We start from the raw sequence: 17,512 nt of genomic DNA on the forward strand, positions 1-17,512 counted from the left end.
CGTCGGATGGCGGGTGGCCGGCCAACCGGTGGTGGATGGGAGGCCGGCTGGTGGCGGAGGCCGGAGGCCACGCCGGGGAGCCTCGGTCAGTGCTTGATCGACCGGTGGTCGGGCGTAGCGTCAGTCGCCGTCGTGACCGTGTAGAGTCACCTCTGGTGCGGGCGAGCAGCCCAGAACCACCACTTGTCCGGGTGGCGGAATGGTAGACGCGCTAGCTTGAGGTGCTAGTGCCCTTTGCGGGGCGTGGGGGTTCAAGTCCCCCCTCGGACACGATCCATTACCCCACGGTAACTTGTGTCGATCTTCATGTCGGCCCTTACCGTGTTGGTTGTGGGATGGTAAGTCAGGCGTAGTTGGAGCGATCGGTACAGATCCGTCTTCTCGACGGGCTCCGCCTCCGCTAGGGCGCTGGCGATCTCGCCGAGTGACTCCACCATGCTACTGATCTCGTCGCGTGTCAGCTGCCGTACGTCGCTCTCCTGCGCTTCGCGAAGGTCCCGCTCGGCAGCGGTCTTCTCAGCCTGTACCTGAGCGATCCATCCGGTCACGACTGCCGGGTCCGCTCCTGCGTCCAGTGCCGCCCGGTATTTCGTGAGCTTGGCGTTGCTCTCCTCGATCGTCTGGCGGGCTCGTTGCGCGGCCAGGTCGTCGACGGATGGACTCGCCTGGGCGGCCACCATGGCGTCCAGGGTCTCGGCCAGCCGGGGCGGTGTGAGGGTGTCCGCGAGCCAGCCGTCGAGTGCCGGGACGAGGACGTCCTCGCGGACGTAGACGTTCGCCGGATGGGTGACCGTGTTCGCCAGGGCGTATTCCTGCGGGTAGCGGCACCGGTAGTAGGTGGCGCGGCGGACGGTGTGTCCCTGCATCTTGCGATTACAGATACCGCAATGGACCGCCCCGCGCAGGGCGTAGGGCTGGCGCGTCCGGGGGGTCTTCTGGTCACCCGCTCCTCGTCCACGGCCCGCGAGAAGTTCCTGCGCCTGTGTGAAGGTCTCGATGTCGATGATCTCCGGGTGGACCGTCTCCTCTGACCAGATCCACGTGTTTTCGGGGTTCCATCGCAGTTTGGTGGTGTGTCCGAGGCTGACGTCCTCGACGTCGAGGAGCACCTCGTCCTTGCGCTGGCGGTTCCAGACCTGCCGGCCGGTGTAGCGGGGGTTGGTCAGGATCGCGCGGACAGCCCCTTTCGACCATGCCTTCCCGCTGCGGTGGCTGTTGCGGGCAGGGTCGTGGGCGGAAGGACTGGAGATGCCGTCCCGGGTGAGCCCTTCCGCGATCGCGAAGATGCCGTGACCGCGGAGGAACTCGGCGAAGATCCGAACCACGACGGGTGCGGCCACCTCGTCCAGCGCGAGGCCGTGGAGCTGCCGACCGTCCGCAGCCTTGGACGGATTCGGATGCGGGCCCAGATCGATCAACCGGTACCCGTACGGGGGCCGGCCGCCCAGGAAACGGCCTTCTACCTTGGCCTGGGCTGCCATCGCCGCACGCACCCGGATCTTTACCCGGTTACGCTCACCTTTGGACATCCCGCCGAACACCGACATGATGAGGTCGTGGGCCTCGTTGTCGGGATCGATCGGCCCACCGACCTCGGGCACCCACAGAGGCACCTGGTAGTGGCTGAACAGGGGAAATACCAGGCCGAACTGGTTGCCGTAGAAGGCGCGCTGCGGCTCGCCGATGACCACCGCTTCGAAACCGCGCTGGGGATCTTTCAGGGCCTGGAGGAGGGCGTTAGCCATGGGGCGCCGCTGCCAAGGAATGGACCGGGACTTTCCGGCGTCGAAGTACTCCGTGACAATCTCGCCGCCGTGCGGCTCGATCAGCGCCTTGGCGCGGGTTATCTGCCATGCCCGTGAGGACTCGGGATCCTGCTGATCCTCGGTGGAGCAGCGACCCTCGAACGCGAACCGGATCATAAAGAGATTCTCCTTTCTAGTTGTTTCTTCACTGGCGGCGGCCCGGCAGTCTTCCTTTTGGCGGCTTATTTATGCCAGTGCGCCGCCGGTGAATGATGCGGATTACCCGCAGCAAGGCGATTGCGACTGGAGGTGTCATCCGCGGAGGATGCGGCGGCATGACGACGTGGACCGACGCTTCATGTTCTCCGCTTTGCTGGCCGGTCATTGGGTACAGCCCGCTGCAGCGCCGACAGTAGCCGCGCCGTGAACAGAATAAGGCCAGAAACCAGCTACAGACAGGAACCGCTCCGACGCGTTCACCCGGTCACTTCCAGCGCGCATCGGGCAACTCGGGCCCTGAATCATCGCCGTAGGTTCCCGGGTCGGTCGGGGGGTCGGCGAGGAACTCCCAGGGCGGCAGGTGCGGGCTGAGGATCGCGGTCCCGGGGGTGGCGAGAAGCTGGGCCCGATGGAATGTCCACCCGTCGATGATCGGCTCGTGGGCGTTACGGCACACGATCCACTGGTCAGGTGGCACGGGCCGGCGGCCGTGGGTGCGGCCCCAGACAGCGGCCCCGGTGTAGACGGGGTTAGCCAACACCCGGCTGACCCTGTCGGTCGTCCACGCCCGTGGCGTGCGGGTGGCGGGGTCGATCGGCGAGGGCATCCGCGGGATGCTGCGGAGGCGGGTCGCGATGGCGGCGGGGCTGAGCTGGTCGTCGACCCGCCACTGGTAGATCGTGGCGACGACGGCGGCGGCGATGCGACCGGGGTCGACGATCAGGCGGACACGCCGCTGCGGCTGGCCGTGCAGGTCGAACACCGTCACCCGCTGGGCTCGGTAGCCGAAGGGCACGGGGCCGAGGTGGAAACCGGCGCGGACGAGGTCGATCTGGGCCTGGCGGGCGCGTTCGGTGGTCCAGGCGTGGTGGTCGGCGAGCAGGCGCGCCTGCCGGGAGGCACTGGGGTGGGTGAGCCGCCACCACCAGCCGGGCCGGCGCGGCGGCGCGGGCGGTGCGGGTGGCAGTGCGGGGATGGGCAGGTCAGACATGCGGGGCTCCAACCAGGAGGCAGGTCCGGCCGCGGCGGTGCGGTGAGCGCACAGGCCCGGCCGGCACAGAGAGCTAGGCGGCCGGGCGGTGCGAGGCGTCGAGGGCGGTGTGCGGCGCCGATGGGAGCGGCGGGTCCGGCGGTCGCGGGTGCCGGGCGCGCTCGCCGTCGGCGCGGAAGACGATCACGTCCTGGTGGACCGGGTAGGCGCGCACCCGGCCGGTCGGGGGGTGCGTGCCGAGCGCTCGGGTGTGGGGGACGGCGGTGAGCGCGACGGCGCGCTGCACGGGGCGCCAGCCGGTGTCCCTGCCGGCGGCGGCGATCTGGCTGGCCAGGTCGACCCCGCCGCCGACGTGGTAGGCGGCGAGGACGACGAGGTGCCCGCCGGGTCGGGGCAGGTCCCGGTAGGCGGCCAGCTGTTCGCGCAGCCGGTCACCATCCGGACCGGCCGGCTCGGCGGGGTCGGGTGGTCCGATCGCGGTCAGGACCAGGTCGACCAGTCCGAGTCCGGTCCAGGACTCACCGTCGGGCAGCCGGTCGAGGATCATCCCGTCGCCGCGGGCGCCGCGGGCCTTCGCCAGAGTGAGTACGGCGCGGGCGGTCTCCCACCGGTCGGGATCGGTGGTGATGCCGACAGCGTGGCGGCGGGCGTGGACGGCTTCGGCCACGACGGTTCCCGGCCCGCAGTCCGGGTCGCAGACCGTGTCCCCGGGCTGGCTGTAGACCGCGATCGCGTGGGCGGCGACCGCTGCTGACACCGCCACGCCCCCGAACGGCGGAAGAGCCGTCGGCCGGTCGGCCCGCGGGCTGGCGACGGGATGCCGGCCGGTGGGCCAGACCGTCGCCCACCGCGCGTCGCAGCGCCACGTCTCGGCGTCGCCGGTCATCGGGCTGCGCTCCACGCCGGCGGCACCGATGGGAGTACGACATCACCGGGGTTCGTTCGTGCTCCGCGGTCAGCGTCGCCCCTGACCAGGCGGTTCCGGCTCGCTTTCACCGTGCATGCCCCGTTGACATGGCTTCGGTTTTCCTGAAGGTTCATCACGTCGGGTGCTCTCTCGATGGTTCGAGTGAAGGTGAGGGGCTGGGGTTGGCGCTCGCTGTGGTTCGCGACCTGCGGGACCAGCGGCCATCGGCGGCGTCTGCCGACGAGTTGGCGATGTTCGAGACGGACGTGCTCGCGGGGTTCGTGCTCGCCCGGTCGTCGGCCGGGCTGACGGACGGGACGATCCGTAGCGACGTCGGGAACCTGGAACAGATCCGCTCCTGGTTCGGCCGGGCGCTGTGGGAGATGGAGCCAGCCGACGCCGACGTCTATTTCGGTCGGGTGCTGCGGGGTTCGCCGAGTGGGACACGGCTGGCCAGGGCGGCGGCACTGAGCACGTACTTCGAGTTCGTGGAGTTGCGCCACAAGGTCGAGATTCACAGGATGACCGGACGCGTCGTTCAGTGTCCGCTGGATGAGATGAACCGGCCGCGTGGAAGCAAGGACGCGCGACTGCGGATTCCGCCGGTCGATCGCGAGATTGCCGAGTTGTTCTCCGGCTGGTCGCGCGAATTGGCGACCTGCCGGAAGTTCGCTCCGAGCGCTCGCAACTACACCGCGGCGCGGCTGATGGCGGAGGTGGGACTGCGGGTGAACGAGGCCCGCTCGCTGGATCTCGCGGACATCCGATGGGAGCTGGGCCGCTTCGGCAAGCTCCATGTCCGTCACGGCAAGGGCGCGCACGGTTCGGGGCCGCGAGAACGGATGGTGCCGCTGATCAACCATGCGGGGCAGACGCTGCGCTGGTACGTCGAGGACGTGTGGGGTCACTTCGACGAGGACCACACCCGTCACGGCGCTCCGCTTTTCCCTTCCGAGCGGCGCAATGTCGACGGTGCACCCGCACGTGTCGGCTATGACGCGTTGCGTTCGGGGTTGGCCGCCGCCGCGGCCGAGCACCTCCCCGCGTGGAAAAGCAGGCTCACTCCCCACATTCTGCGTCATTACTGCGCTTCCCAGATGTACCTCAACGGGATCGATCTTGTTTCGATCCAAGAGATGCTCGGGCATTCCTGGGTGGCTACGACAATGCGTTATGTTCATGTGCACCGCACCCGCATCGAGGACGCCTGGATCGCGGGGCAGGGGCGAGCCGCACAGCGGTTGGAAGGGCTGGTCCAGTGAAATGGAATCTGCGGCTCGCCGCCGCGAAACGTGACATCTGGAAGGCGTCCGAGCTGCAACGCGCGCTGGCCGAACATGGGCTGGTGATTTCGGCGGGAAAGATGTCGGGCCTGTGGTCGGGGCAGCCCGTGTCCCTCAAACTCGACGATCTTGATGTGATTTGCGTCGTGCTGAACTGCGAGATCGGGGAACTGCTGACACCCGAACCGGCGAAGGTGACACGGCCAGGCCAAGCCGACCTGCCACGGACCGCCGCCGCCAGTGCGGTCGCAGCCGTGGTGCCCCGCCGCCGCGACGGCCGCTCGCTGCCGCCGGCCTGAGCGGGCATGACACTCCACGACAGACCGCGCGCCAACAGTGCCAAGACCGCGACCAGTTGTCTGTCGTGCCTGGCCTGGGGGTTGCCGTGTCGGCGAGGGAAGTGCCGAGCCTGCTGCGACTTCGTCGCACCCCGCTACGGCCATGCGGTCGGCGAGTGCGGTGCCTGCCGTCGGCGGGAGCCGCTGAAGAAGGGGTTCTGCCGGTTGTGCTGGTGTCAGGCACGCCTGGAACGCACGACGGGCACCTACAAAATGCTGATGCCCCACGTCCGTCTGGTCCGCCATCATCAGCTGTTCTTCGCCGACATGGCCGGCTACCGAGACACCCACACGGCCCCGCGACGTTTCGACGAGACCGGTCGAAAACCCCCGCCGCCACCCGCTTACCGGCCCGAGACCCGCCACGTCCAGCCGGCTCTGTCCGACGACGTCGTTCGCCGGCACTACCGGTACGGACGTTACGACCTGCGCCGAGGACCGGCGCCTGACAACCCGTGGTTGGCCTGGGCGCTTTACATCGCCTATGACCTCGCTGAGAAAAGGGGATGGGGATCGTTCGTCCGAGGTGGAATGCAACGGACCCTGGTCATGCTGCTGGCCGGCCACATCGACGGAGAACTGATCCGCGTCAGCGACTTCTACGAGACCGTGGCCGAGCACTCCACGAACATCGACGACACCATCGAGATCCTCACCGTCATGGACGTCGTCCTCGATGACCGGGAACAGGCTTTCGACCGGTGGCTGCGAGCTGAACTCGACGGGCTCGCCCCAGCAATCCGACGGGACACCCATACCTGGACCACGTTGCTGCACAATGGCGGCCCGCGGAACCGAGCCCGTGCGCCGGGCACCGCCGCTGACTACCTGCGCACCATCCGGCCCGCGCTGACGGCCTGGTCGACCCGCTACGGCCACCTGCGGGAGGTCACCCGTGACGACGTCATCGCCTACCTCGAACCGCTGACCGGCCCGCCGCGGGAGAGGGCCACGACCGCCCTGCGGTCGCTGTTCGTATGGGCGAAACGCGCCAATGTCATCTTCCGTAACCCCGCCGTCCGCCTGCGCGTCCCACAGCGAGCAGACCCGGTCTGGCAACCGCTGCGCCCGGACGAACTCGCCCGCACCGTCGCGACGGCCACCACCGTGCACGCCCGCCTGTTCGTCGCCCTCGCCGCCGTCCACGCCGCCCGCGTCGGACAGATCCGCGCCCTGCAACTCGACGACGTCGACCTCGGCAACCGACGCATCACCATCGCCGGCCATGACCGGCCACTGGACGACCTCACCCACCAGACCCTGCTGGCGTGGCTGGAGCACCGCCGGACCCGCTGGCCAGTCACCGCCAACCGCCACCTGGTCATCAGCCCATGCACCGCCGGAGGGCTCGGACCCGTCAGCTACCCCTGCCTCGCCCGCCCGCTGCGCGGGCTGCCCGCGACCCTCGACCGGCTCCGTGTTGACCGGCAGCTCGAGGAGGCACTTACCTCCGGCGCCGACCCCCTGCACGTCGCCGCGGTCTTCGGCGTCAGCGACGCCACCGCGATCCGCTACGCGGACAATGCCCGTCAGCTCCTGGCGCGCCCTCACGAGAGCGGTCCCTCGGGATCGCCGCGAACCCAAGGGTCCAGACCCGGCAAAGAGCCTGATCGACACTTCAGTTCCCGCTGAGAACCCTTCAATTTCTCTGAACTCGCGGACCTTTTCACAGCCGTGAACAGCAACAAGTCGGAATGCACCCGCTGGGCGACGACGCTGGCCGGGATCGGCGAGGCGGGCCGGTCGAGCTCGCGGAGCGGAACCTCCAGCAGGACGATGCGGTCAAGCATCGCGAGCCCGCCGCGGCCCACCGCGGTGGCCAGTTCGACGGTGGGGTCGATGAGCCAGCCGCCGAGGCTGTCGCAGCGGCTGACGACGGCGAGCGTGCCGCCGACGGCCAGCAGACCGCCCCAGTCGATCCGGGTGAACCAGCCGAGCCTGGTCGGTTCCACGACCATGACGACCAGCAGGAAGCGGTCGGGGTCCGGACCGGGACCGGCCACGGGGTCCGGTGCGGAGGCGGGCCCGGACCGTCGCGGCGACGGGTCGGCGGGCGCGGTCCGGATCTGGACGCGCCGGCCGAGTCGGGCGACGGTCCCGGCGCAGGCGGCGAGTTCCTCGCCCAGCTCGTCATCGCCGGGCTCGGCCGGTCGGCCGGGCCGCGACAGGGACGGCTCGGTCAGCAGCAGGACCGGGTCGTCGGGTCGGCTGACGGTGACGACGAGGCGTTCCACGGCGGCCGGAAGCCAGCCGGCCGAGGTCTGGTCGGGTGTGGCCGGCGGGCATGGCCAGACGGTCGCCGGTCGTCCCGCCGGGACGACCGGAAGGGTGTTCCGGTCGTGGTCGGATGCGATGGGCACTGGTGGTCCTTCCTTTCACGACGAGCGTGTTTCCGCGGTCGTAAAAGGAGACCGTCTGCTGGGCATGTTTCGGACACCAGGCCGGCGACTTCTTTCAAGATTTTTCTCGCTGGGCGGGGCCTAGTCCGACGGGACTATTGATCGCTGGCAGATCGCTGGGCAGTGCCCGGACGGCTCACCCGAAACTTTTTTCAAGATTTTTCTCGCTGGCGTCATTGTCGGCCGGCCGCGAGGTCGGCCGCGATGCCCAGCGATCTCCGCTGGATGTCACAGCGACGCAGGTCACGGGCTTACTGTGCAGACGCTGGTCGCTGCTGGCGTCGGCTCGGCTTCGGGGCCGACGGGAATGACGAAACTAGATCGCTGGGATTCTTCTGGGCGCCAGCGATCTTTGCTGTGCATTCACTGGGAGATCATTCTGGCTTTTTGCTGGGCACGGTATGGAGTCCTTGGTGCTGTCCGAATTTCCGTGACAGCGAAGGACGGCTCTCATGCCCGACGGAATGTCTTCCTTTCCTGCGCTCCCGGCCGGCCGGGGCGCGCCCGCGTTGCCGCTGGCGACATTGCGGGACTGCTTTGGCCTGCTGGTGACCGGGCCGGCGCCGTTGGCGCTGGACGGGTCGGTCGTGGCGGGTCTGCCGGCACGGCTGGTGGCATTGGACGAGCTGCGCGACCTGCTGCTGGCCGGTTCCTGCCCGCAAGCCGTCCGCGACGCCGCGTGGGCGGTGGTGATCCGCCGCTCGCGGCGCTACGGCGGTGCGTGGACGGTCGGCGCCGCCGGGATGGCGCTGCCCGCCCTGCACGCGGTCTGCACGCGGCTCGGCGGCCACAGCGACCTCGACACCGCCGATGTGCAGGCCGAGGTGCTCACCGGGTTCCTCGAAGCGGCGGCCACGGTCCGCCTGGACCTGCCGCGGATCGCGGTGCGGCTGCGCTGGGCCGCCTACCGGGCCGGGCTGGCGCTGACCGTCCAGCAGCGGGAGGCCCCGCGTCCCGACCCGGACCTGTTCCAGACCGTCGCCGCGGCCGAGGCCGCGCGGTCCGGTCCGGGCCAGGCCGGTCCCGAACAGGTCCTGGCGGACGCGGTCGCCGCCGGCGTCCTGACCGACACCGAAGCCGATCTGATCGCCGCGACCCGCCTGGACGACCTCCCGATCAGCGCCTGGGCCGCCCGCCACGCAACGGCGCCCCGCCGTGCTTCTCGGCTACGCGAACGGGCCGAGCAGCGCCTCGTCGGCCACCTCACCGACCCGGCCGGTGCCAGCCGCGCCCCGCGCTCGCCGGCCGGCGAGCCCCCGCACCGGCCCCACCCACCGGGCGCGGTCGGTGTCCCGGCGCTGGCGGTCGCGGGGGTGCAGGCATGAGCCCGACGCGACCGCGCCCAGTGGCCCGTCCCGCCCGTTCCCGCACGGCCGGCCGGCGCGCGGTGGTGCGCCGGGCGGCCTTGCTCTCCGCGGTCGTGCTGGTGCTCGTCCTCGCCGGCAGCGTCACGGCCTTCGCCCAAGTGCCCGACCCCGGGGTGCCGGTGGCACCGGATCTGAACACGGTCCTGAACAACATCCGCAACTGGATCATGGGGAGCCTGGCGTTGCTGGCGACGGTGTTCCTCTCGATCGGCGGCGTGCGCTACGTGATCGCCAACGGGGAGCCGGGCGAGGTCGGCAAGGCGAAAGACTCCTTCCGTAACGCCGGCTACGGCTATGGGCTCGCCGCGCTCGCGCCGGTCGTCGTCGAGGTCCTCAAGCAGATCGTCGGGGGCTAGGCCGTGACCGCCGCCGTCCCCGCACGCCGCATCCTCCCGTCGGGTACGCCAGGTTCTCTGCCCGCCCAGGCGCGCCGCTGGCCGGGCCTGCCTCGGCTCCGGCGCCGCCGGCGGGGCCGGGGTCTGCTGCTGGCCGGGACGGCGGCGTTCGCGCTGCTGCTGGCTGTCGTGTTCCCCGCGGTGGCCGCCGCCACCGCGCCACCGGCCCCCGCGCCTGCCCCGTCCACCGACACACCCGCCAACACCGGCCCCACGCCGAACCCGCAGCCCGGACCGTCCCCGATCCCCCCAGGCCAGGAAACGCCGGCCATACCGGCGCCTTCCGGCGGGGATGCCACGCCCGCGCCCGACGCACCAGACACACCACCCGACGGCGGCGGCACCGGCGACACCGGCGGTTCCGACGAGCCGTGCCCGGCCGACGACCCGGACTGCGCCACCACCCCGGAGGTCCCGCCGCCACCGACGCCGCAGACGACGCCCCCGGCGCCGGACACCGGCGGCGACGGCGGCAGTGTCGTCGGGTGGATCACTGATGCGATCAACGACGCTATTACCGCGTTTTTCCGCACGCTGGTGACCGCCGCGCTCAACCCGCTGCTGGATCTGCTTGGCCGCACCTTGTTGACGACCCCGGAACCGTCCCAGCTTCCCGCGATCGGGGAATTGTGGTCGACGTCGTGGGCGATCAGCGCCACCGCCTACAGCGCGCTGATCATGTTCGGTGGGATCACCGTCATGTCGCTGGGGACGGTCCAGTCCCGTATCTCGATCAAAGAGATCGCGCCGCGCATCCCGCTCGGTTTCCTTGCCTCCGGGCTGTCTCAGTTCCTCGCCACCAAAGCCATCCAGATCGCCAACGCGATGCCCGGTGCGATCCTCGGACAAGGGCTGAATCCGGATACCACCGCCGAGCAACTGCGGAACATCGTCCTCTCGGCGATCGTGCCAACGCCCGGCGGCTTCGGTAAGTCCATCTTCGTCATCTTTCTCGGGCTGTTCCTCGCCGGTTCCGTCGTGGCACTGCTATGTACCTACATCGCCCGGATCGTGATCGAGGTCAGCCTCATCGGGATGTCACCCGCGGCGCTGGCCGGGCACGGCCATCCGATGACCGAGAAGATCGCGTTCTGGTGGTGGCGGGCGTTCTTCGGCTGCCTGGGAATCCAGATCGCCCAGTCGTTCGTTTTGATCGCCAGCTTCAAGGTGTTCTTCACCCCGGGCGGGTTCACCGTCTTTGGCCCGACCCCGGACGGGGTTGTGAACCTGCTCGCCGCGATCACCCTTATTTATTTCCTGTTCAAGATTCCGTTCTGGATGATGCCGAAGATTGGCCACGGCGGCAGCAGCATTCTTGGTCGGATCGTGCGCGCCTACGTCATGGGCCGGGCGCTGGGCATGCTCGGCGGCCGGTTCGGACGTGGCACCAGGCGCGCGGGTACACGGGCCGGCCGAGGCCGCGGTGGGGGTGGACGCGGGCGGCCCCGCCGCGGCGGGCCGGGCGGTGGTCGAGGAGACGGGTCGTCCGACCCGTATGCCCGTGTCGAGGCCGACCGCGACGGGCAGCTGCTGCTCCCGCTGACACGGGTGCCCCGGGTCCGCCGCCCGCGGCCGGCCCCTGGGGCGCCGCGCAAGCCACGCTCGGCGAACCCGGCCGCGCGGTCCCGGCCGCGGCACCGTCAGTTGACCATCCCGTTCGATCAGGCCGTTGCCCCGGGTGGGCGTTACCTGGCCGCCGAAGGCGGGGTGTGGGTGGACCGGGACGGTCAGCCGCTGCTGCCGTTCGAGGTCGACGAGCCCCGTGCACCGGTGGCGCCCCCGCCGACGCGGCGTGCGTCCTCTGCGTCGTCGCGGACTGGCACGGGCCGATCAGGCACCCGCCGGACGGCGGCGCCCCGCCCGGCGCGGCAGAAAGGCCAGAAGGGGCAGCCGCCGTCCGACCCCTACAAGGGCGCTCGCGCGAACCGCAGCGGCCAGTACGCCCTCCCTCTGGAGGGTCTGCGCCGCACTCCACGTTCCGCCCCGCCGGCCACACCCGCCGTGCCGCCATCGGCATCCCGCGCCACCTCACGTGCACGTCGGACGCAGCCTCGCTACCAGCAACAGCTGCTGCCGGCGATGCCCCGCCGTCCCAGCAAGCCCCGGAAGCCCCCGAAGCCACCGAAGGAAAAGTGATCATCTGCGATGACGCATCCCGTACGGATTCCTGCCGACGTCGACCGCGAGGACCGCATCGTGGCGAACCTGACCGCCCGGCAGGTGCTGATCCTCGCCCTGACCGGCATCGCGTTCTACCTCGCCTGGGCCGCGACCCGCAGCCTGGTCCCGCTGCCGGTGTTCGCACTGCTTACCGCGCCGGTCGCGGCTGTCGCCGCCATTCTCGTCCTCGGCCAGCGTGACGGGCTCTCTCTGGACCGGCTGCTCGTCGCCGCGATCCGCCAGCGCACCAGCCCACGGCACCGGATCAACGCCCCTGAAGGCGTGATTCCACCGCCGTCCTGGCTGGCTGCCCGCGCCACCAGCGGCTCCGGTGGCCGACGGTCGGACGCGAACGCACAGAGCGCGGCGCCGCTGCGGTTGCCGGCCCGCACCGTCACCTCCAACGCCGGGGTCGGCGTGATCGACCTTGGGTCGGACGGGCTGGCCGTGGTCGCGGTCGTCTCCACCGTGAACTTCGCCCTGCGCACACCGGGCGAGCAGGACGGGCTGGTAGCCGTGTTTGCCCGCTACCTGCATTCGTTGACCGCGCCGGTGCAGATCCTGGTGCGGGCGATGCCCGCCGACCTGGCCGCCCAGATCCAGCAGCTCGACGACGCCGCCGACCAGCTGCCTCACCCCGCGCTGGCCCACGCCGCCCGCGAGCACGCCACCTACCTGGCCCAACTCGCCGACGAGATGCAGCTACTGACCCGCCAGGTGCTGCTGGTCCTACGCGAACCACTCGTCACCGCCGGCCCGGTCGATGGGCTCGGCGGCGCCTCCCTCCTGGCCGCCCTGTCTGGCCGGCGAGCGGCAGCCCGCGACGCCCGCCGCGCCGGACAGGCCATCCGACGGGCCGCGCACACCCGGCTCGCCCGCCGCCTCGCCGAAGCGACCGACCTGCTAGCTCCCGCCGGGATCGTGGTCACGCCGCTGGACGCCGGCACGGCGACCAGCGTGCTGGCCGCCGCCTGCAACCCCGCCGGGCTGGTCCCCCCGTCCGTGCTCGCCGCCCCCGACGAGGTCATCACCGCCGACCTCCCCGAGGGCTACCCGGCCTACCAGCCCGGCACCGACGACGGCGGCTACCTGGACGACGACGGGTTCGACCACCCGGACGCGGCGGCCGGCCCCGGCTACGACGACCGGTTCGACGACGCCGACGACCCCGACTTCTGGGACCCGCCCGCCCTGCGTCCGCCTGCGGGGCGCTCCGACGACGGCTCCCGACGGCCAGCACGACACACAGCCCGGAAGGGACACGCCCGATGAGCCGACGAACCCGACGCCGCGCCTCCATGCAGGCCCACAGCCCGTCGACACAGCCGGTGAACGCCGCCGCGGCGGCGTTCGTCCCGGACGCACTCTCGATCGCCCCCCGCCATCTCGACGTCGGTGGGGACTTCCTCGCCACCATGGCCATCACCGGCTATCCCCGCGAAGTCCACGCCGGCTGGCTCGCCCCGCTGCTGACCTACCCTGGCCGGGTCGACGTCGCCGTGCACGTCGAGCCGATCGACCCGGTCACCGCCGCGAACCGGCTCCGCCGGCAGCTGTCGAAGCTGGAGTCCGGCCGCCAGCTCGGCGACGAGAAAGGCCGGCTGATCGACCCGCAGGTGGAGGCGGCAACCGAGGACGCCTACGACCTGTCCGCCCGCGTCGCCCGCGGCGAAGGCAAGCTCTTCAGGCTTGGTCTGTACCTCACCGTCCACGCGGGCAGCGAAACCGAGCTCGCCGACGAGGTCGCCGCTGTCCGTGCGCTGGCCGCCAGCCTGTTGTTGGACGCCAAACCGACCAGCTACCGGTCCCTGCAAGGCTGGGTCAGCACCCTGCCCTTGGGCCTAGACCAGGTACGGATGCGCCGCACCTTCGACACCGCAGCGTTGAGTGCTGCGTTCCCGTTCACCAGTCCGGACCTGCCGCCCGCCGACCCCACGTCGTTGGCGGCGACCGGGGTGCTCTACGGGCTCAACGTCGCCAGCAACGGGCTGGTGCACTTCGACCGCTTCGGCGACGTCGACAACCACAACGCCGTGCTCTTCGGTCGTAGCGGCGCGGGGAAGAGCTATCTGGCCAAGCTCGAACTGTTGCGCTCGCTGTACCGGGGCATCGAGGTCCACGTCGTCGATCCCGAAGACGAATACGCCCGACTCGCCACCGCGGTCGGCGCGACCTATCTGCACCTTGGCGCCGACAACGTGCGGGTCAACCCGTTCGACCTGCCGATCCAGACCACCCCCGACGGGCGGCGGACAGCACCCCGTGACGCCCTGGTGCGCCGCAGCCTGTTCCTGCACACCGTCGTCGCGGTGCTCGTCGGTCAGCTGTCCGCGGCTGAACGGGCAGTCCTCGACGTCGCGATCACCGCCACCTACCAGACGGCGGGGATCAGCTCCGACCCACGCACCTGGAGCCGACCGGCACCGCTGCTGGCCGACCTCGCCACGACCCTGGCCGCCTCCGACGACCCGGCGGCAGTGACCCTCGGTGCCCGGCTGCACCCGTACACGGCAGGGGCGTTCTCCGGCCTGTTCGACGGCCCTACCAGTGCGCCTGGCGACGGCCACCTCGTCGTCTACTCCCTGCGCGATCTGCCCGACGAACTCAAAGCCATCGGCACGCTGCTCGTCCTCGACGCCGTGTGGCGGCGGGTGTCCAACCCCGCCGACCGCCGACCCCGCATGGTCGTGGTCGACGAGGCGTGGCTGCTGATGCGCCAACCGGCCGGTGCGGACTTCCTGTTCCGGATGGCCAAGAGCGCGCGGAAGTATTGGGCCGGGCTGACCGTCGCGACCCAGGACACCGCCGACGTGCTCGCCACCGACCTGGGCAAGGCGATCGTCACGAACGCCGCCACCCAGATCCTGCTGCGCCAGGCACCGCAGGCGATCGACGAGATCACCGCCGTGTTCGACCTGTCCCAGGGCGAACGGCAGTTCCTGCTCTCCGCCGACCGCGGACAGGGACTCCTCGCGGCGGGGGCACAGCGGGTCGCCTTCCAGGCCCTGGCCTCGCCCAGCGAGCACCGCCTGGTCACGACCAACCCCGCCGAACTCGCCGCCGACCCCGACGAGGCCGGCGACGACGGCTTCTTCGACCTCGCCGCGCCCGCTGGCCCGGCCGATGACGACGGCCAGATCTACCTCGACGCCGCCTGACCAGCACGCCGCACCCGAAGGGAGATCGTAACCATGGACCTGCTCGTCGCGGCGACCGCCACGCCGTCGTCGCCGCGCACCACCTACCTGACCGACCCCGCCGGCTTTCTCCACCAGATCCTCGGCCAGCTCCAGGGGTGGGCAACGGTCTGGGGACCCGTCGCGGGCCCGCTGCTCACCCTTACCGCCGCCGGGCTGCTCACTCTGCGCCGGCGGATGCGCCGCCGCTACCAGCAGCGGCTGACCGCCGGCGCCCGCCTCGTGACCGTGTTGGCCCCGCCCACCGTCGACCCGGCGGGCGCGACCGCGCTGTGGTCGAACCTGCTCGGCCTGCTCCGCCCCGGCTGGCGGCGCCTGTTCGGCCAGCCGCACCTGCTGTGGGAGTACCAGTTCACCGCCGACGGGGTCCGTATCCAGATCTGGGTGCCCGGCGTCGTCCCCGATGGGTTCGTTGAACGCGCCATCGAGGCGGCCTGGCCTGGCGCTCACACCCGCACCACGCCCGCCCGCGCGCCGCTGCCCGTCGTCGCCCGGCCGGGTCGGCGGCTGCTCGCTGCCGGCGGCGAACTGCGCCTGGCCCGCCCCGAAGCACTCCCGATCCGGATCGACCACGACGCCGACCCGATCCGCGCCCTGCTCGGCGCGCCCGGCAGCCTCGCCCGCAACCAACGGGCGGCCGTGCAGATCCTGGCCCGGCCGGTCACCGGCCGCCGCGTCGCGAAATCCCGCCGGGCCGCCCGCCGGCTGCGCTCCGGCGGCTCCGCGCACCTGATCGGCGGGCTGCTGGACCTACTCACTCCCCACACCGGCCGCACCCGGCGGCGCCACCGGACGGCGACCACCACGGTGAAGGTCGACCCGCAGACGTCGCTGGCCCTGTCCGCGGAAGACCGCGCCATCGTCACCAAGCAGCGAGGGGCCCAGTACGAGGTCCGCGTCCGCTACGCCATCGCCGCGATCCTCGACGAGCACACCGACGACACCACCGCCGCCCAGGTGGCGAGCCAGCTACGCGGCCGGGCGCACGCCATCGCGTCGGCGTTCTCCGCCTACGGCGAGCACAACTACTACCGCCGCGTCCGGCTCCGCCGCCCGCTGCCCGTCCTCGCCACCCGGCAGTTCGGCCGTGGCGACCTGCTCTCGGTCGCCGAACTCGGCGCGCTGGCCCACCTGCCGGTCGACGAGGCGACCCCTGGCCTGCAACGCGCCGGTGCGAAGGCGGTCGCCCCGCCGCCCGGCGTCGCCGGCCACGGTCCGAACGTCCGCCCGATTGGGCGCACCGACGCCGGTCACGCGCGTCCGGTTGGTCTGCGGGTCCCGGACGCCCGTCATCACCTGCACGTCCTCGGCGCGACCGGCGCCGGCAAGTCCGAACTGCTCGCCCGCATGACCCTCGACGACGTCGCCGCGCACCGAGGCGTGGTCAATGTCGACCCGAAGGGCGACCAGATCATCGACATTCTCGCCCGCTACCCCCTCGACGCCCTCGACCGCCTCGTCCTGTTCGACGCTGAGTCGTCCAGCCGGCCGCCGTGCCTGAACCCGCTGGATCAGCCCGACCGGGGACGGGCTGTCGACAACCTCGTCTCGATCTTCAGTCGGGTGTATGCCGACTCGTGGGGGCCGCGCACCGAGGACATCTTCCGCGCCGGCCTGCTCACCCTCGCCGCCCAACCCGGTGTCCCCGTCCTGACTGACCTACCGAAACTGCTCACCGACACCGCCTATAGGCACCGGGCGCTCGGTGAGATCGACGACGACATCCTGGCCGGCTTCTGGACCTGGTACGAAGCTCTCTCCGACGCCGCCCGCGGTCACGTCGTCGCCCCGCTCATGAACAAACTCCGGGGCTTTCTGCTGCGGCCGTTCGTGCGGGCCGCGATCGCCGCCGGCCCCTCCACCGTCGACATGGACAACGTGTTGAACGACGGCGGGGTGTGCCTGGTCCGCATCGCCCAGGACGCCCTCGGTGTCGAGACCGCGGCACTGATGGGCTCCATCGTCGTCTCCGCCGTCTGGCAGTCCACCACCCGCCGCGCCCGCCTACCCCAGGGGAAAAGGCCCGACGCCAGCCTGTACTTGGACGAGGCACACCATTTCCTCACGCTTCCGTACGCGTTGGAAGACATGCTCGCCGCCGCCCGTGGCTACCGGCTCGGGATCACCCTGGCGCACCAGAACCTTGTCCAGCTGCCTCGGCATCTGGAAGAAAGCATCGGCGCCAACGCCCGCTCGAAGATCTATTTCACGGTGAGCCCGGCGGACGCCAAGCGCCTCGCCCGGCACACCGAGCCCCGGCTCGCCGAGCACGACCTGGCCAACCTCGGCGTGTTCCACGCCGCCGCCCGCCTCGTCGTCGGCGGAGAAGAAGCCCCCGCCTTCACCCTCGTCACGGAGAAACTGCCCCCGCCAGTACCCGGCCGCGCCGTCCAGATCCGCCGGGCCTTGCGCCGCCGCGCCGCCACCCCCGCCGCGCCGGCTCCCACCGGTCCGGGTCCGCGGCCCACCTCCGACCCGCGTCGCGTCGCCTGACCGTGCGCTTCGCTGCCA

At 71.0% G+C, this 17,512-nt stretch carries 13 protein-coding genes and 1 tRNA gene; 10 read left to right on the forward strand and 4 right to left on the reverse strand.

The annotated features are described in order from the left end of the window. Window positions 1–185: 185 nt before the first annotated feature. A tRNA-Leu gene (locus FRANEAN1_RS12440) sits at window positions 186–270 on the forward strand. On the opposite strand, the gene FRANEAN1_RS37785 is transcribed toward FRANEAN1_RS12440, so the two are convergent. From FRANEAN1_RS37785 to FRANEAN1_RS12455, 3 genes are all read right to left on the reverse strand, one after another. Then, window positions 252–1,922 carry a recombinase family protein gene (locus FRANEAN1_RS37785; protein WP_020460129.1) on the reverse strand — a complete coding sequence of 557 codons (1,671 nt, stop codon included), beginning with the start codon at window positions 1,920–1,922 and terminating at the stop codon, window positions 252–254. The genes FRANEAN1_RS12440 and FRANEAN1_RS37785 overlap by 19 nt on opposite strands. Window positions 1,923–2,229: 307 nt before the next feature. Then, a complete protein-coding gene (locus FRANEAN1_RS12450; RefSeq protein WP_020460130.1) occupies window positions 2,230–2,955 on the reverse strand; it encodes a recombinase family protein in 726 nt (241 codons plus the stop codon). Between the two features lie 73 nt (window positions 2,956–3,028). Continuing rightward, window positions 3,029–3,841 (reverse strand): hypothetical protein, encoded by an 813-nt coding sequence (locus FRANEAN1_RS12455; RefSeq protein ID WP_020460131.1) that lies wholly within the window; start codon window positions 3,839–3,841, stop codon window positions 3,029–3,031. Window positions 3,842–4,044: 203 nt separating this feature from the next. Here FRANEAN1_RS12455 and FRANEAN1_RS12460 point away from each other — a divergent pair, with 203 nt between their 5' ends. The 3 genes from FRANEAN1_RS12460 (at window position 4,045) to FRANEAN1_RS12470 (ending at window position 7,115) form a co-directional block, all read left to right on the forward strand. Further along, the gene (locus FRANEAN1_RS12460) at window positions 4,045–5,124 is read left to right on the forward strand and encodes a tyrosine-type recombinase/integrase (RefSeq protein ID WP_041254077.1); all 1,080 of its coding nucleotides are present in this window, start codon (window positions 4,045–4,047) and stop codon (window positions 5,122–5,124) included. Further along, a complete protein-coding gene (locus tag FRANEAN1_RS12465) occupies window positions 5,121–5,444 on the forward strand; it encodes a helix-turn-helix transcriptional regulator (RefSeq protein ID WP_020460133.1) in 324 nt (107 codons plus the stop codon). Before FRANEAN1_RS12460 ends, FRANEAN1_RS12465 begins: the two co-directional genes overlap by 4 nt. Before the next feature lie 258 nt (window positions 5,445–5,702). After that, on the forward strand, window positions 5,703–7,115 hold the full coding sequence (locus FRANEAN1_RS12470) for a site-specific integrase (RefSeq protein WP_198145492.1): 1,413 nt from the start codon (window positions 5,703–5,705) through the stop codon (window positions 7,113–7,115). Here FRANEAN1_RS12470 and FRANEAN1_RS12475 read toward each other — a convergent pair. Further along, on the reverse strand, window positions 7,031–7,843 hold the full coding sequence (locus FRANEAN1_RS12475; RefSeq protein WP_020460135.1) for a hypothetical protein: 813 nt from the start codon (window positions 7,841–7,843) through the stop codon (window positions 7,031–7,033). The two genes, FRANEAN1_RS12470 and FRANEAN1_RS12475, sit on opposite strands and share 85 nt — an antisense overlap. A gap of 491 nt (window positions 7,844–8,334) precedes the next feature. On the opposite strand from FRANEAN1_RS12475, the gene FRANEAN1_RS12480 reads away from it, so the two are divergent. The 6 genes from FRANEAN1_RS12480 to FRANEAN1_RS12505 are packed head-to-tail and all read left to right on the forward strand — an operon-like array spanning window position 8,335 to window position 17,494. Next, on the forward strand, window positions 8,335–9,207 hold the full coding sequence (locus FRANEAN1_RS12480) for a hypothetical protein (RefSeq protein WP_020460136.1): 873 nt from the start codon (window positions 8,335–8,337) through the stop codon (window positions 9,205–9,207). Next, on the forward strand, window positions 9,204–9,605 hold the full coding sequence (locus FRANEAN1_RS12485) for a pilin (RefSeq protein WP_020460137.1): 402 nt from the start codon (window positions 9,204–9,206) through the stop codon (window positions 9,603–9,605). Before FRANEAN1_RS12480 ends, FRANEAN1_RS12485 begins: the two co-directional genes overlap by 4 nt. Before the next feature lie 3 nt (window positions 9,606–9,608). Continuing rightward, window positions 9,609–11,780 carry a hypothetical protein gene (locus FRANEAN1_RS12490; RefSeq protein WP_020460138.1) on the forward strand — a complete coding sequence of 724 codons (2,172 nt, stop codon included), beginning with the start codon at window positions 9,609–9,611 and terminating at the stop codon, window positions 11,778–11,780. 9 nt (window positions 11,781–11,789) lie between these two features. After that, window positions 11,790–13,076 (forward strand): PrgI family protein, encoded by a 1,287-nt coding sequence (locus tag FRANEAN1_RS12495; protein WP_020460139.1) that lies wholly within the window; start codon window positions 11,790–11,792, stop codon window positions 13,074–13,076. After that, a complete protein-coding gene (locus FRANEAN1_RS12500; protein WP_020460140.1) occupies window positions 13,073–14,962 on the forward strand; it encodes a DUF87 domain-containing protein in 1,890 nt (629 codons plus the stop codon). Before FRANEAN1_RS12495 ends, FRANEAN1_RS12500 begins: the two co-directional genes overlap by 4 nt. A gap of 33 nt (window positions 14,963–14,995) precedes the next feature. Beyond that, window positions 14,996–17,494, forward strand: coding sequence for a type IV secretory system conjugative DNA transfer family protein (locus tag FRANEAN1_RS12505; RefSeq protein WP_020460141.1), 2,499 nt, complete (start codon window positions 14,996–14,998; stop codon window positions 17,492–17,494). Window positions 17,495–17,512: the final 18 nt, after the last annotated feature.

The sequence above is a fragment of the Parafrankia sp. EAN1pec genome, from assembly GCF_000018005.1.
GTDB classification, from domain to species: Bacteria; Actinomycetota; Actinomycetes; order Frankiales; family Frankiaceae; genus Parafrankia; species Parafrankia soli.

What these genes read in the sequence shown, in the direction of transcription:
- FRANEAN1_RS37785 (WP_020460129.1), bottom strand. Translation starts at nt 1,922, where the DNA reads ATGATCCGGTTCGCGTTCGAGGGTCGCTGCTCCACCGAGGATCAGCAG.
- FRANEAN1_RS12485 (WP_020460137.1), top strand. Translation starts at nt 9,204, where the DNA reads ATGAGCCCGACGCGACCGCGCCCAGTGGCCCGTCCCGCCCGTTCCCGC.
- FRANEAN1_RS12495 (WP_020460139.1), top strand. Translation starts at nt 11,790, where the DNA reads ATGACGCATCCCGTACGGATTCCTGCCGACGTCGACCGCGAGGACCGC.
- FRANEAN1_RS12455 (WP_020460131.1), bottom strand. Translation starts at nt 3,841, where the DNA reads ATGACCGGCGACGCCGAGACGTGGCGCTGCGACGCGCGGTGGGCGACG.
- FRANEAN1_RS12500 (WP_020460140.1), top strand. Translation starts at nt 13,073, where the DNA reads ATGAGCCGACGAACCCGACGCCGCGCCTCCATGCAGGCCCACAGCCCG.
- FRANEAN1_RS12450 (WP_020460130.1), bottom strand. Translation starts at nt 2,955, where the DNA reads ATGTCTGACCTGCCCATCCCCGCACTGCCACCCGCACCGCCCGCGCCG.
- FRANEAN1_RS12470 (WP_198145492.1), top strand. Translation starts at nt 5,703, where the DNA reads ATGCCCCACGTCCGTCTGGTCCGCCATCATCAGCTGTTCTTCGCCGAC.
- FRANEAN1_RS12505 (WP_020460141.1), top strand. Translation starts at nt 14,996, where the DNA reads ATGGACCTGCTCGTCGCGGCGACCGCCACGCCGTCGTCGCCGCGCACC.
- FRANEAN1_RS12480 (WP_020460136.1), top strand. Translation starts at nt 8,335, where the DNA reads ATGCCCGACGGAATGTCTTCCTTTCCTGCGCTCCCGGCCGGCCGGGGC.